We start from the raw sequence: 14,263 nt of genomic DNA, 5'->3' as shown, positions 1-14,263 counted from the left end.
CTGATTCACGGGTCAAGCCCGCGCCTTCAAGCGAAGCAGGCAACTCAACCGGCCCAGGCCGGCGTCGACCTTGCCACCAGGGCTTGCACGTCAACCCCGCGGGGCAATGCGCCGTACACCCTGCCCCCGCCTGCCAGGCGGCTGCCGATGAACGCATCGCTGACGGTTGCATTGCCCGCCTCCAGCAGCAACTTAGCCTGCAGCGCCAGGGCAATGTCTTCGGTCAGTTGCCGCGCCCGGTACTGGATGTCGCTGGTGTCGGTGAATGCCCCTTTCAAATTGCCGATATGCGCTGCCAGGCGCGGGTCACCGTGGCCGTCGCCCAATTCGGCGAACAGTGCATCGAGCACCCCTGGCTCCTTGGACAAGGCCCGCAGCACATCCAGGCACTGCACGTTGCCCGAGCCTTCCCAGGTCGAGTTGACCGGCGCCTCCCGGTACAGGCGCGGCAGGATACTGTCCTCGACATAGCCAGCACCGCCCAGGCATTCGGCGGCCTCGTTGATCATGGCCGGCGCCCGTTTGCAGATCCAGTACTTGCCCACCGCCGTGACCAGGCGGGCGAAATGCGCTTGTTGCGGGTCGTCAAGCTGCTCCAGGGCCTGCCCCATGCGCAGGCTCAGGGCCAGCGCCGCCTCGCTTTCCAGGGCCAGGTCAGCCAGCACGTTCTGCATCAGAGGCTGCTCGTTCAATACCCGGCCGCCAACCTTGCGGTATGCGCAGTGGTGGGTGGCCTGGGTCAGTGCCTGGCGCATCAGGGCGCTGGAACCGACCATGCAATCGAAGCGGGTCATGGCCACCATCTCGATGATGGTTGGCACGCCCCGCCCCTCCTCACCCACCATCCAGGCCAGGGCGCCACGGAACTCCACTTCGCTGGAGGCGTTGGAGCTATTGCCGAGTTTGTTCTTCAGGCGCTGGATGTAGAACTGGTTACGGTTGTCATCCGGGCGGTGGCGCGGCAGCAGGAAGCAGCTCAGGCCCTTGTCGGTCTGGGCCAGGGTCAGGAAGGCGTCGCACATGGGCGCGGAGCAGAACCACTTGTGCCCAACCAGCTCATAGGGTTGGCCAGGCCCCGGGCTGCCAACCGGGTAGGCACGGGTGGTGTTGGCGCGCACGTCGGTGCCGCCCTGCTTTTCGGTCATGGCCATGCCGATGGTCACCCCGGCCTTGTGCCGGTCCCCGACATTGCGTGGGTCATACTCGCGGGCCAGGATCTTCGGCAACCAGTATTCGGCAAGCTCGGGCTGCAGCCGCAGTGCGGGTACGGCAGCAAAGGTCATGGTCAACGGGCAGCCGCTGCCGGCTTCGGCCTGGCTGTGCAGGTAGGTCATCGACGCCCGCGCCACGTGGGCGCCAGCGCGCGGCTCGGCCCAAGGCAGCGAAGGCAAGCCATGTTCGACGGCGGTGCGCATCAGTTGATGATAGGCGGGGTGAAATTCGACCAGGTCGATGCGGTGGCCGAAGCGGTCGTGGCTGCTGAACTCGGGCTTGTGCGCGTTGGCCAGGAACCCGGCGGCCATCAGTGGGCCACCGGCCAGGGCACCGTAGGCATCGATCCGCGATTCGGCCCAGCCGGCCCCGAAGTGCCGTGACCATTGCTGCAGCGGCAGGTCGAGGCGGTACAGGTTGGCGCCATCGAGCGGTGGCGGCTGGTTGGTGACTTCGTGGGTTTCAGCGTACTGGTGCAGGTTCATCGAGAGCTCCTGGATCCGGGCGTGTCTGAATGGCCCAGTGAAGCACTCGCGGGGGGATGTCACAACAATGATTGGGCGTTGAGCGCTGCTATGCAGCGCATCGCGAGCTTTGCTCGCTCCTACGGGGGGTTGTGCAGTTGTGCAGTTGTGCAGTTGTGCAGGGCCCGGGTAGGAGCGAGCAAAGCTCGCGATGCGCCGCGCGAGCGGCGCGCTCTTACTTGCCAGCCGTCAAAGCGTTGTAGCTGGTCATCAAGTTGCGGTAGTCCGGAATATGGTTGGAGCACAGCGCCGCCAGGCCTTCGATATCGTTGCGCCAGTCGCGGTGCAGCTCGCAGGCCACGCCGAACCAGGTCATCAGTTGCGCGCCCGCCTGGCTCATGCGGTCGTGGGCGGCATCACGGGTCATTTCGTTGAAGGTGCCGGAAGCATCGGTCACCACGAACACATCGAACTCTTCTTCCAGGGCCGACAGGGCCGGGAAGGCGACGCACACTTCGGTCACCACGCCAGCAATGATCAGCTGCTTCTTACCGGTGGCCTTCACCGCTTTCACGAAGTCTTCGTTGTCCCAGGCGTTGATCTGGCCTGGGCGGGCGATGTACGGGGCGTCCGGGAACAGTTCCTTGAGTTCCGGCACCAGCGGGCCGTTGGGGCCTTGCTCGAAGCTGGTGGTGAGGATGGTCGGCAGGTTGAAGAACTTGGCCAGGTCAGCCAGGGCCAGCACGTTGTTCTTGAACTTGTCCGGCTCGATGTCGCGTACCAGGGACAGCAGGCCAGCCTGGTGGTCGACCAGCAGTACGGCGGCGTCGTCTTTGTTCAGGCGGTTGTATTTGAAGTTGGTCATTTGGGTAGCTCCTAAGGTTTTTGATGTTTAGTAAGTTGGGTGTTTCGCGTTGATGGGAGAAGATTAAAACCATCACCTTTGGAGCGGTAGATAGTGGTTTTTGGCTTTAGCGTTCTGTTTTAGGAACGATGGATTAGCGCTGCTGTGCAGCGCATCGCGAGCTTTGCTCGCTCCTACCCGGCCTGCGTAATCCAGTAGGAGCTCGCGATGCGCTGTCAGAAGCGTGTAGCGCCCGAAACGGTCCTGCCGGAGGGCATCTGCATCTGGGAGATTTCCAGGTTCAGGCTCAATTCGAAGCGGCTGCCCAGGCCGCGGGTCGACTCGTGGGACAGCTTGCCGCCCAGCAACTCAGCGAGCTTCCGGCAGATTGACAAGCCAATGCCCAGGCCCCCGTAACGCCGGGTCATCGAGCCATCGACCTGGAAGAAGCGCTGGTAGAGGATCGCCTGGTCCAAGTCATCGAAACCGATGCCGCTGTCGCTGACGGTGAAGGTCAACGCCAGGCTATCGGGCCCCAGGCGCCGCCCGCGCACCTGCAGCATCACCCCACCCTGGTGGGTGAACTTGAGCGCATTGTCCAGCAGGCACCCCAGGCAACGAGCCACCTTCTGCGCATCGCCCAGCAGGTCGTCGGGCAGTTCCGCAGGAATGTCCAGGCTCAGGTACAGGCCCTTGCCCAGCGCCATCCCGGCATGCCCGGCACGCAGGTCCTGGAGCATGCCCCGCAGGCTGAAGGGGGCGGCCTGGGCGCGCAGGCGGCCGGCCTGCAGCTCGGTGAGGGTGAGGATATCGTCGACCATGTCCATCATGCCCTGGGCCGAACCCACCGCCGTGCGGTGGTATTGCGCCATCTCGGCGCCCATGGGCAGCGTCTGCATCAGCTCCAGTGAACCGATCACACCGTTCATCGGCGTGCGCAGCTCGTGGGTCACGGTGGCGAGGAATTCGTCCTTGAGGTGGTTGCTGCGCGCCAGCTGCTGGTTCAAATGCTCCAGCGTGCGCCCGGTTTCACGCAGGGTCTGCGATTGGCGTTCGCGCATGCTGTTGATGCGGTCCGCCAGGGCCAGCGACAGCAGCGCCACTTCCAGGGCCGCGCCCAGTTGGCTGGCGTACATGGTGATGAACACGTTCGGCAGGTAGCCCAGCACCATCAAGGTGTTGACCAGCCCACCGAGCAGGAACGCACTCCAGGCGATGATGAACCAGCGCGCTACCCGCACGCCGCGAACCCAGGCATACAAGCCGGCGCTGAAGATGCTCACGGTGAACAGCAGGGCCAATACCGTGGCCATGCGCAAGGCAATGCCGTAACGCATGCTCACGGCCAGCACCATCACCAGCACGCCACCGAGCATCAGCAACTGCAGCAGGCGGTCATAACCACGGCTGAGCTTGCCCAGGCGCAGGAAATGGCGGGCGAACTGGCAGCCGAACAGGCCTGCGGCGCCAATGAAGAAGGGCGTGGCGGCATTCGCCCACCAGGGGCTGTCCGGCCACAGGTAGGCCACCCCGGCACCGTTTACCGACACCTGGTAGAGGCCGAACGATGCAATATAGAGGATGTAGTAGAGGTAACTGACATCGCGCACGCTGAGGTACAGGAACAGGTTGTACACCAGCATCACCAGCAGCACGCCGTAGATCATCCCCAGCACATACAGGCGGGTCGGCTGGTCTTCCATGTAGGCCTCGGCCGACCACAGCGCCAGCGGCGCCTGCACCGACCCTTGGCTGTGCAGGCGCAGGTAGGCGGTAGTCGACTGGCCGGGGGCGAGCGGCAACTCGAACAGGTAGTTGTTCTGGCGGATCTGCCGGGTGTCGTAGGGCAAGGCGTCGCCGGTGCGCTGGGCCAGGCGAAACACGCCATCGGCATCCGGCAGGTAGAGCTCCAGGTGGTCCATCGGCGGATAGGCCAGTTCCAGCAACCACTGGCGTGGCGTGGCATCGGCCGTGGCAACGTAGTGCAGGTCGACCTTCAGCCAGAACACTGAAGTCGAGTAACCGGCATTCAATACGTCGGCATCGTGGGTGCGAAAGCGGCTGGCGAAGATCGGCGCACTGACCTGGGCGATGCTGGCACTGCCCTCGCGGTCCTCAAACACCTGCATGACCTTGCCCAACGGAATGTGCCGGGTACCTGCGTCGAACTCGACGGCACCGGCCAGCATGGGCAACAAGCCCAGAAGCAACATCAGCAAATTACGCATACAGCCCCAGCATGGCCTGCCCGGTCGCGTCGCAATAGCCTCCCTTCCCTTTGAGACGACGAAATCCCGCAGTACCTGTTCATCGAGTTATCCGAGCACTCTAGCATAGCTTTCCAGCCCCGATAGCAGCCACTTCAATTTCCATAAAAAAGGCTCTAGAACGGTACTTTCAGAGCATTAATACATATGTTTCTGACCATACGATCAACAAATCACCTTTGTAGGACGATCCGCGCAAATCGGTTTGGTGGTAAGCTCGCCGACCATGAATACCTACAGCTCCCGCCCCGTTGTCCTCTGTCTCTCCGGCCACGACCCAAGTGGCGGTGCCGGCTTGCAGGCAGATATCGAAGCCCTGATCGCCCAAGGCTGTCACGCCGCACCCGCCGTGACCGCCCTGACCGTGCAGGATACCGTCGACGTTTCCGACTTCCGCGTGCTCGACCGCGAGTGGGTACTGGCCCAGGCCAACGCCGTGCTCGCCGACTCCACCGTGGCGGCCGTGAAAATCGGCATGCTCGGTTCGATCGCGATGGTCGACACCGTCGCCGAACTGCTCGCCGCCCACCCACACCTGCCGCTGGTCTGCGACCCGGTGCTGCGCGCTGGCGGCGGTGGCCGCCTGGGCAAGGACGAGGTTGGCTATGCCCTGCGCGAGCGCTTGCTACCGCTGGCCGCCATCGCCACCCCTAACCTGCCGGAAGCACGTATCCTTGCCGAGCTGCCCGAGGGCACGGCCGACGAGTGCGCCGAGAAACTGCTGCCGTATTGCAAACACCTGCTGATCACCGGCGGCCACGGCGACGAAGACGAAATCCACAACCGCCTGTACAGCCGCGACGGCCAGCGCCACACCTGGACCTGCCAGCGCCTGCCAGGCAGCTATCACGGTTCGGGCTGCACCCTGGCCAGCGCCCTGGCCGGCCGCCTGGCCCTGGGCGAGCAGCTGCAAAGTGCGGTGCGCAGCGCCCTTGACTACACCTGGCGCACCCTGCGTGACGCCGAGCAGTTGGGCAAGGGCCAGTTCGTCCCGCGCCGCCTGCCCCTGGACTTCTGCTCCTGACACGAGGCTTTCAATGAAGCTACGCGGCCTGTACGCCATTACCGATAGCCAGCTGCTTGCCGGCCGTTTCCTGTCCCACGTCGAAGCCGCGCTGGAAGGTGGCGTCTGCCTGCTGCAGTACCGTGACAAAAGCGATGATGCCGCCCGCCGCCTGCGCGAGGCCGAAGCACTGATGAAGCTGTGCGAGCGCTACGGCACCCAGTTGCTGATCAACGACGACGCCGAACTGGCCGCGCGCCTGGGCGTCGGCGTGCACCTTGGCCAGACCGACGGCCCGCTGACCCCGGCCCGCGCCCTGCTCGGCCGCCAGGCAATCATCGGCTCCACCTGCCACGCAAGCCTGGAGCTTGCCGCCCAGGCTGCCAGTGAAGGCGCAAGCTACGTGGCCTTTGGCCGCTTCTTCAATTCCGTCACCAAGCCGGGCGCGCCGGCCGCCAACGTCGAACTGCTGGAGCAGGCCCGCGCCCAGGTGAAACTGCCGATCGCGGTGATCGGCGGCATCACCCTCGACAACGCCGCCCCGCTGGTCGCCCACGGCGCCGACCTGCTGGCGGTGATCCATGGCCTGTTCGGTGCCGACAACGCGCAGGAAGTCACCCGCCGCGCCCGCGCCTTCAACGCCCTGTTCGCTTCCTGATTTCGAGAGAAGATCCCATGTCCCGTTCCGAATCCCTGTTCGCCCAAGCCCAGAAGCACATTCCTGGCGGCGTCAACTCACCGGTCCGCGCGTTCAAAAGCGTGGGCGGCACCCCGTTGTTCTTCAAGCATGCCGAAGGCGCCTACGTTGTCGACGAAGATGACAAGCGCTACGTCGACTACGTGGGTTCCTGGGGCCCGATGATTCTCGGCCACGGCCACCCGGACGTGCTCGACGCCGTGCGCCGCCAGCTGGAGCACGGCCTGTCCTACGGCGCGCCGACCGCGATGGAAACCGAGATGGCCGACCTGGTCTGCTCGCTGGTGCCGTCGATGGAAATGGTGCGCATGGTCAGCTCCGGCACCGAAGCGACCATGAGCGCCATTCGCCTGGCCCGTGGCTACACCGGCCGTGATGCCATCATCAAGTTCGAAGGTTGCTACCACGGCCACTCCGACAGCCTGCTGGTAAAAGCCGGCTCCGGCCTGCTGACCCAGGGCGTGCCAAGCTCGGCAGGCGTACCGGCCGACTTCGCCAAGCACACCCTGACCCTGCCGTTCAACGACATCGCCGCCGTCGAGAAGACCCTGGCCGATGTTGGCCAGACCGTCGCCTGCATCATTGTCGAGCCGGTGGCCGGCAACATGAACTGCGTACCACCGGCGCCTGGCTTCCTCGAAGGCCTGCGCGAGCAGTGCGACAAGCACGGTGTGGTGCTGATCTTCGACGAAGTGATGACCGGTTTCCGCGTCTCCCTCGGCGGCGCCCAGGGCCACTACGGCATCAAGCCGGACCTGTCGACCTTCGGCAAGATCGTCGGCGGCGGCATGCCGGTCGGCTGCTTCGGTGGCAAGCGTGAAATCATGGGTTGCATCGCCCCGCTGGGCCCGGTGTACCAGGCCGGCACCCTGTCGGGTAACCCGCTGGCCATGGCCGCTGGCCTGACCACCCTGAAGTTGATCAGCCGCCCAGGCTTCCATGACGAGCTGAGCGCCTTCACCAGCCGCATGCTCGATGGCCTGCAGCAACGCGCCGATGCCGCTGGCGTACCGTTCGTCACCACCCAGGCAGGCGCGATGTTCGGCCTGTACTTCAGCGGTGCCGACGATATCGTCACCTTCGACGATGTGATGGCCAGCGACGCCGAGCGCTTCAAGCGCTTCTTCCACCTGATGCTCGACGGCGGTGTGTACCTGGCGCCGAGTGCGTTCGAGGCTGGTTTCACGTCCATTGCCCATGGCGAGAAAGAGCTGCAGATCACCTTGGATGCGGCTGAGAAGGCGTTCGCTGCGCTGAAGTGATGGGTTGGCGGTACCGGCCCCTTCGCGGGGCAAGCCCGCTCCTACGGGAATTGCACATGCGCCTGTAGGAGCGGGCTTGCCCCGCGAAAGGGCCAGCACAAGAAAAAAATCCCACCGCACAATCAACCAACCTCCCCGCCCAAACAGAATTTCGAGTAAAACTTTGTAAGGTTGGCGCTGCTTATCCCATAATGTGCCACCAGAGACATTGGCCGCAGCTTTGCAGAGGTAAGTCGATCCCCATGAACCGCACCGGCCGCGCCCTGACCATGGGCTGCCTGTTGCTTCTTCAGCCCCTGCTGGCCCTGGCGGAGGGCGGAAACTCGTTGCTGATTCCGGCAACGGGCCGCTGCACGCTCAATGTTCAGCCAGAAGACCTGCAGAACGCGCTGAAAGCCTGCGAGGAAACGGCGGCGACCGGGGACGCCCAGGCGCAGTACGAGCTGGGTGAGTATTACTACACCCTGACGCCGAAAAACCTGAAAAAGGCCCTGGACTGGTTCGAGAAGGCATCCCTGCAAGGCCAGGCCGACGCCCAGTTTCGCCTCGGCGCCATGTTCTTCCACGGCGAAGGGGTCAAGGCCAACAACGTGCAGGCCTATATCCTGCTGAAAATGGCCGCGGTCAACGGCGCCGAGGATGCCCTGGACATGGCCGACGAAGTCACCGAACGCATGCCCCGCGAGGAGCTGGAGCACGCTACCCAAGTGCTCGGCCAGATTTTCCGCAAGTACCTGCTGGAACTGCAGAACGCCGAAGGGCGCACGCCGTTCTCGCCCCTGCCCTGACCTGCCCTACTTCTCCGGCATCGGCATCGGGAACGGCATCACGTTGCCGCCGCCCTTGGCCTCGCTGATCTTCGCCGTGCCCAGGCGCTCCACTTCATCGATGCGGATGATCGAATGCATCGGCACGAAACTGCGGATCACGCCCTCGAATTGGGCCTTGAGCTTTTCCTCGCTCGGGTCGACCACCACCTGGGTGCGCTCGCCGAAGACGAACTCCTCGATTTCCAGAAAGCCCCAAAGGTCGCTCTGGTAGATCTGCTTGGCGTACATCTCGAAGACCTGCCCCTGGTTGAGGAAGATCACTTTGTAGATGGCGGGTTCGCGTTTGCTCATGGCTGGCGGGATAACATATGCGTAAGAAAGGGGGTGCATGATACCCGCGAAGCAGCTGGAACAGGCAGTACATACCGTTGAACGTTTCAGTGCTTTCGCCACTGCCCATCAAGGGTTATTCTTGAGTTCACCTTCATTGCCGTCGAGCGGCTAAAAACGACCTTGAACGCACCCATACAACCCCATCGTTTCATCCTCGAACCCTTCGAGGCCCACCGTTTCGCCAACTTGTGCGGCCAGTTCGACGAGCACCTGCGCCTGATCGAACAACGCCTGGCCATTGAAATCCGCAACCGCGGCAATCAATTCGAGCTGATCGGCGAACCCAAGACCACCAGTGCCGCCGAACAGCTACTGCGCCGCCTCTATCGCGAGACGAAGGGCACCGACCTGTCGCCGGAAACCGTGCACCTGTACCTGCAGGAGTCGGCGGTCGAGCACATGGACAACCCGGCGGTCAACGAAGTCAGCGTGTCGCTGCGCACGCGCAAGGGCAATATCCGCCCGCGCGGCCTCAACCAGCAGCGCTACGTGAAGGAAATCCTCGCCAACGACATCAACTTCGGCATCGGCCCGGCCGGTACCGGCAAGACGTACCTGGCCGTGGCCTGCGCCGTCGATGCGCTGGAGCGCGAGCAAGTGCGCCGCATCCTGCTGGTGCGCCCGGCGGTCGAGGCTGGCGAAAAACTCGGCTTCCTGCCTGGTGACCTGGCGCAGAAGATCGACCCGTACCTGCGCCCGCTGTACGACGCCCTGTACGAAATGCTCGGCTTCGAGCACGTGGCCAAGCTCATCGAGCGCCAGGTGATCGAGATCGCCCCGCTGGCCTACATGCGGGGCCGCACCCTGAACAACAGCTTCATCATCCTCGACGAAAGCCAGAACACCACCCTTGAGCAGATGAAGATGTTCCTCACCCGTATCGGCTTCGGCTCCACCGCGGTGATCACCGGCGACATCACCCAGGTCGACCTGCCACGCGGCACCAAGTCGGGCCTGGCCCACGTGATCGAGGTGCTGCGCGACGTGCCGGGCATCAGCTTCACCCACTTCCAGCCCAAAGATGTGGTTCGTCACCCACTGGTGCAGCGTATCGTCGAGGCCTACGACCGCTTCGATGCCCGCCAGGCCAAGCCCGAGGCAACCGGCAAAGATGCTTGAACTTGACCTGCAACGGGCCACGGACGCCGCCGCCCCGGATGACGCCGCCTTCCGCCGCTGGTGCGAGCTGGCCTTGCGCCAGCGCACGGCCGACTCGGAAATGACCATCCGCCTGGTCGACGAAGCCGAAGGCCGCGAGCTGAACCACACCTACCGGCACAAGGACTACGCGACCAACGTGTTGTCCTTCCCGGCCGAAGTGCCCGACGAACTGCTGGACATCCCCCTGCTCGGCGACCTGGTGATCTGCGTTGCCGTGGTCGAGCGTGAAGCCGCAGAACAGGGCAAGGCGCTGGAAGCGCACTGGGCGCACCTGGTTATCCACGGTTGCCTGCACCTGCTGGGCTACGACCACATCGACGACGATGAGGCCGAAGAAATGGAAGCGCTGGAACGGGAATTGCTGGCAGAACTGGGTCACCCCGACCCGTATGCCGACGATGAAACCGACACAATCACACACTGATACACCAAGGATCACGAGAACCGCCATGAGCGAAGATCGATCGAGCAACGGGCAGAAGTCCTGGCTGGGTAAACTGACCCAGGCTTTTGCCCATGAGCCGAAAAACCGCCAGGAGCTCCTTGAGCTGCTGCGCGAAGCCCATCAGAACAAGCTGCTCGACAGCGAAGCGCTGACCATTGTCGAAGGCGCCATCCAGGTCGCCGACCTGCAGGTGCGCGACATCATGGTGCCGCGCTCGCAAATGATCAGCATCAAGGCGACCCAATCGCCGCGCGAGTTCCTGCCAGCGGTGATCGATGCCGCGCACTCGCGCTACCCGGTGATCGGCGAAAGCCATGACGATGTGCTCGGGATCCTGCTGGCCAAGGACCTGCTGCCGCTGATCCTCAAGGAAAACGGCGACAGCTTCAACATCAAGGACCTGCTGCGCCCGGCCACCTTCGTGCCGGAGTCCAAGCGCCTCAATGTGCTGCTGCGCGAGTTCCGCGCCAACCACAACCACATGGCCATCGTCATCGACGAATACGGCGGTGTGGCGGGCCTGGTCACCATCGAGGACGTGCTGGAGCAGATCGTCGGCGACATCGAGGACGAGCACGACGTCGAGGAAGACAGCTACATCAAGCCCCTGCCCAGCGGCGACTTCCTGGTCAAGGCGCTCACCCCGATCGACAACTTCAACGAATTCTTCGACAGCACCTTCTCGGACGATGAATTCGACACGGTGGGGGGCCTGGTGATGAGTGCCTTCGGCCACTTGCCCAAGCGCAACGAAACCACCGAGATCGGCGCCTACAAGTTCCGTATTCTCAACGCCGACAGCCGGCGGATACACTTGCTGCGCCTGACCCCGATCACCCGCTAAGGACAAACATGCGTTGGATCACCCGCCCCGGCTGGCCCGGTAACCTGCTGGCCCTGGCGGCCGGCGCATCGACCCTCCTGGCCCTGGCGCCGTTCGACATCTGGCCGCTGGCGCTGCTGTCCATCGCCATGCTTTACCTTGGCCTGCGCGAGCTCAGCCCGCGCCAGGCCATGTGGCGTGGCTGGTGGTTCGGCTTCGGCCTGTACGGTGCCGGCACCTGGTGGATCTACGTCAGCATGAACACCTACGGCGGCGCCTCGCCGGCACTGGCGATTGGCCTGCTGCTGGCGTTCTTCGCTGCCCTGGCCTGGTTCTTCGCCTTGCCCACCTGGCTGTGGGCGCGCTGGCTGCGGCGCAACGAGGCGCCTTTGGCCGATGCCCTGTGCTTCGCGGCCCTGTGGCTGCTGCAAGAAGCCTTCCGCGGCTGGTTCCTGACCGGTTTCCCTTGGCTCTATGCCGGCTACAGCCAGCTCGATGGCCCGCTGGCGGGCCTTGCCCCGCTGGGTGGCGTGTGGCTGGTGTCGTTCGTACTGGCATTGACTGCCGCCCTGCTGTGCAACCTGCACCGCTTGCGCGCACGCCCGTCGTTCCTGGCCGTGGGCGTGGTGCTGCTGCTGGCGCCCTGGGCCCTGGGCCTTGCGCTCAAGGGCCACGCCTGGACCAAGCCTGCCGGCGACCCGCTCAAGGTGGCGGCCCTGCAGGGCAACGTCGAGCAGGAAGTGAAATGGGACCCGGCGCACGTCGATGCGCAACTGGCGCTGTACCGCGACATGAGCTTCAGCTCCAAACCGGTCGACCTGCTGGTGTGGCCGGAAACCGCGGTGCCGGTGCTCAAGGACCAGGCCCAGGGCTACATCGACGTGATGGGCCGCTTTGCCGCCGACCGCCATTCGGCCCTGATTACCGGTGTGCCGGTGCGTGAAATCGTGCACCGCCAGCGCCGCTACTTCAACGGGGTCACCGTGGCCGGCGAAGGCGATGGCACCTACCTCAAGCAGAAACTGGTGCCGTTCGGCGAATATGTGCCGCTGCAGGACATGCTGCGTGGCCTGATCGAGTTCTTCAACCTGCCGATGTCGGACTTCGCCCGCGGCCCGGAGGACCAGCCCTTGCTGCAGGCCAAGGGTTACCAGGTGGCACCGTTCATCTGCTATGAAGTGGTCTACCCGGAGTTCGCCGCGAGCCTGGCGGCGCGCAGCGACCTGCTGCTGACCATCAGCAACGACACCTGGTTCGGCACCTCGATCGGCCCGCTGCAGCACCTGCAGATGGCGCAGATGCGCGCGCTGGAGGCCGGCCGCTGGATGATCCGTGCCACCAACAATGGCGTGACGGCGTTGATCGACCCGTTCGGCAAGATTACCGCCCAAGTGCCGCAGTTCCAGCGGGCGGTGCTGTATGGCGAAGTGGTGCCGATGCAGCAGTTGACGCCTTACCTGCAGTGGCGGTCTTGGCCGCTGGCGATTCTTTGTGTGTTGCTGCTGGGTTGGGCGTTGCTGGCGGGGCGTATCGCCAAGACCGTTTGAGGTTTGCTGTGCCGGCGTCTTCGCGGGGCAAGCCCGCTCCTACACGGATCGCCCTGTAGGAGCGGGCTTGCCCCGCGAAGACGCCGGCACAGGCTCAATAAAACACCCGATACCCCACCAACCCCACCAGCTCATTGATTAGCTGCCCGCTTTGCCACAGGGCACGGCTCTCCGGCAGCAACCCACCAAACGACCTGGCATGGTCGCGCCCAAGGAACCCCACCGGCGCCGGCACCACCTCGAACCCGGCCTGCTCGAAGCTCCAGCGCGAACGCGGCATGTGCCAGGCCTGGGTCACCACCACCACCCGGCGAATGCCCAGCGGCTGCAGCACCTGGGCGCTCATCTGGGCATTCTCCCAGGTGGTGCGGCTAGCACCTTCCTGCCAGCGCACCGCCACGCCAAAGTCGTCCTGCAGGCGCTGGGCCATCAACTGCGCCTCGCTTGGCGGCGTGCCGTAGTGCAGGCCACCACTGGTCAGCACCGGCAAGCCCGACGCCTTGGCCAACTGCGCGGCATAGCGCATGCGCTCCAGTGCCAGGGCCGAGGGCTGGTCCGCCCCGTCCCAGGCCGGGTCACCGCGCTCACGCCCGGCCCCCAGCACCACGATGGCATCCGCCCGGCTGGCAAGGCCCGCCCACTGCGCAGGCGCCAGCGCAGGTTCGCTTTCCAGCGCCCGGGCCACCTGCTGCACCACCAGGGGCAAGCTCATCAACCACAGCCCCCCCAGCCCCAGCACAAAACACAGGCGCGCCAGCGCCGGGCGCCGGGCACGCAGCCACCAGGCCGCGAGCAGCAGCACGAACAGCATGCCGGGCGGCATCAACCATTGCTTGAGGAAAAATCGAATCGGCATCGGCCACACCTCCATGGATGGCCAGCAGCCTATGTGGATCGACGCCGGCCAACAAGGGTTCGGCCGACGTCGATCATGAGAAGTGTCTAAGTGGATACCGGCGCGCGATGGCCTGCGCCTGGCGGCCTGAACGGCTAACGATGCGGCAGCGTCCTGGATCTCGCCGAACTGGCGGGGCGTCTCTTGTCCTTGAGCCAGATGATCTTGGCCGATGTCGGTTCCGCTTGTGGGTATGTACCGGCACAGGCATTGCGGCGTTCCGGGAGCGATTCCAGGTAAGCCTTGATCACTTCGAACTCTGCGTGGCTCAGGCCACGCAACTCCAGCTCGGCTGGCATCTCGTCGCGCAATCGCACCGAGGTCCGGGCAACTTCCAGTGCCAGGCCAAGTCGGTCGATCAGGCGTTCGTAAAGCTCCGGTTTGATTGCGGGTAGCTGCGTCTCTCCCATCCGTTCACCTCATTGAAGATAAAGAATATCTCCCCCCACACCTGAGCTTAGCGTTGCTTGAAAAAGCAGC

At 64.3% G+C, this 14,263-nt stretch carries 14 protein-coding genes; 8 read left to right on the top strand and 6 right to left on the bottom strand.

What is annotated here, in order from left to right; translation table 11 throughout:
• Positions 1-44 precede the first annotated feature (44 nt).
• The 3 genes from F3J45_RS14325 to F3J45_RS14315 form a co-directional block, all read right to left on the bottom strand.
• The gene (locus F3J45_RS14325; protein ID WP_167063447.1) at positions 45-1,697 is read right to left on the bottom strand and encodes an acyl-CoA dehydrogenase family protein; all 1,653 of its coding nucleotides are present in this window, start codon (positions 1,695-1,697) and stop codon (positions 45-47) included.
• Positions 1,698-1,911: 214 nt separating this feature from the next.
• On the bottom strand, positions 1,912-2,541 hold the full coding sequence (ycaC, locus tag F3J45_RS14320; protein WP_167063444.1) for an isochorismate family cysteine hydrolase YcaC: 630 nt from the start codon (positions 2,539-2,541) through the stop codon (positions 1,912-1,914).
• Positions 2,542-2,756: 215 nt separating this feature from the next.
• On the bottom strand, positions 2,757-4,748 hold the full coding sequence (locus F3J45_RS14315) for a hybrid sensor histidine kinase/response regulator (RefSeq protein WP_167063442.1): 1,992 nt from the start codon (positions 4,746-4,748) through the stop codon (positions 2,757-2,759).
• Between the two features lie 265 nt (positions 4,749-5,013).
• Between F3J45_RS14315 and F3J45_RS14310 the strand changes: the two genes are divergently transcribed.
• The 4 genes from F3J45_RS14310 (at position 5,014) to F3J45_RS14295 (ending at position 8,537) form a co-directional block, all read left to right on the top strand.
• Positions 5,014-5,811, top strand: coding sequence for a hydroxymethylpyrimidine/phosphomethylpyrimidine kinase (locus tag F3J45_RS14310; protein WP_167063439.1), 798 nt, complete (start codon positions 5,014-5,016; stop codon positions 5,809-5,811).
• 13 nt (positions 5,812-5,824) lie between these two features.
• Positions 5,825-6,448, top strand: a complete 624-nt coding sequence (gene thiE, locus F3J45_RS14305) for a thiamine phosphate synthase (RefSeq protein WP_167063436.1) — start codon at positions 5,825-5,827, stop codon at positions 6,446-6,448.
• A 17-nt stretch (positions 6,449-6,465) separates the two neighbouring features.
• Positions 6,466-7,749 (top strand): glutamate-1-semialdehyde 2,1-aminomutase, encoded by a 1,284-nt coding sequence (gene hemL, locus F3J45_RS14300; RefSeq protein WP_167063433.1) that lies wholly within the window; start codon positions 6,466-6,468, stop codon positions 7,747-7,749.
• A 242-nt stretch (positions 7,750-7,991) separates the two neighbouring features.
• On the top strand, positions 7,992-8,537 hold the full coding sequence (locus F3J45_RS14295) for a tetratricopeptide repeat protein (protein WP_167063430.1): 546 nt from the start codon (positions 7,992-7,994) through the stop codon (positions 8,535-8,537).
• Positions 8,538-8,543: 6 nt separating this feature from the next.
• Here the strand turns inward: F3J45_RS14295 and F3J45_RS14290 are convergent, their stop codons facing one another.
• Positions 8,544-8,870: a DUF1820 family protein gene (locus F3J45_RS14290; RefSeq protein ID WP_167063427.1), complete on the bottom strand. Its 327-nt coding sequence runs from the start codon at positions 8,868-8,870 to the stop codon at positions 8,544-8,546.
• 162 nt (positions 8,871-9,032) lie between these two features.
• On the opposite strand from F3J45_RS14290, the gene F3J45_RS14285 reads away from it, so the two are divergent.
• From F3J45_RS14285 to lnt, 4 genes are read left to right on the top strand one after another with little or no spacing between them, the layout of a single operon-like run.
• The gene (locus F3J45_RS14285; protein ID WP_167063424.1) at positions 9,033-10,031 is read left to right on the top strand and encodes a PhoH family protein; all 999 of its coding nucleotides are present in this window, start codon (positions 9,033-9,035) and stop codon (positions 10,029-10,031) included.
• A complete protein-coding gene (gene ybeY / locus F3J45_RS14280) occupies positions 10,024-10,497 on the top strand; it encodes an rRNA maturation RNase YbeY (RefSeq protein WP_167063422.1) in 474 nt (157 codons plus the stop codon). The genes F3J45_RS14285 and ybeY overlap by 8 nt, the downstream gene beginning before the upstream one ends.
• A gap of 25 nt (positions 10,498-10,522) precedes the next feature.
• On the top strand, positions 10,523-11,362 hold the full coding sequence (locus F3J45_RS14275) for an HlyC/CorC family transporter (protein WP_167063419.1): 840 nt from the start codon (positions 10,523-10,525) through the stop codon (positions 11,360-11,362).
• Positions 11,363-11,370: 8 nt separating this feature from the next.
• The gene (lnt, locus tag F3J45_RS14270; RefSeq protein ID WP_167063416.1) at positions 11,371-12,888 is read left to right on the top strand and encodes an apolipoprotein N-acyltransferase; all 1,518 of its coding nucleotides are present in this window, start codon (positions 11,371-11,373) and stop codon (positions 12,886-12,888) included.
• A 94-nt stretch (positions 12,889-12,982) separates the two neighbouring features.
• Here lnt and F3J45_RS14265 read toward each other — a convergent pair whose 3' ends face one another.
• Together F3J45_RS14265 and F3J45_RS14260 are read right to left on the bottom strand one after the other, a co-directional pair.
• Complete coding sequence (locus F3J45_RS14265) at positions 12,983-13,744, bottom strand: YdcF family protein (protein WP_167063413.1); 762 nt, start codon at positions 13,742-13,744, stop codon at positions 12,983-12,985.
• 134 nt (positions 13,745-13,878) lie between these two features.
• Positions 13,879-14,193 (bottom strand): hypothetical protein, encoded by a 315-nt coding sequence (locus F3J45_RS14260; protein ID WP_167063410.1) that lies wholly within the window; start codon positions 14,191-14,193, stop codon positions 13,879-13,881.
• Positions 14,194-14,263: the final 70 nt, after the last annotated feature.

The organism is Pantoea sp. Ap-967 (assembly GCF_011752565.1).
In the GTDB taxonomy this organism is placed as follows: Bacteria; Pseudomonadota; Gammaproteobacteria; order Pseudomonadales; family Pseudomonadaceae; genus Aquipseudomonas.
Note: the sequence above shows the minus strand (reverse complement) of the source record. Positions and strands in the feature narration are given on the sequence as shown.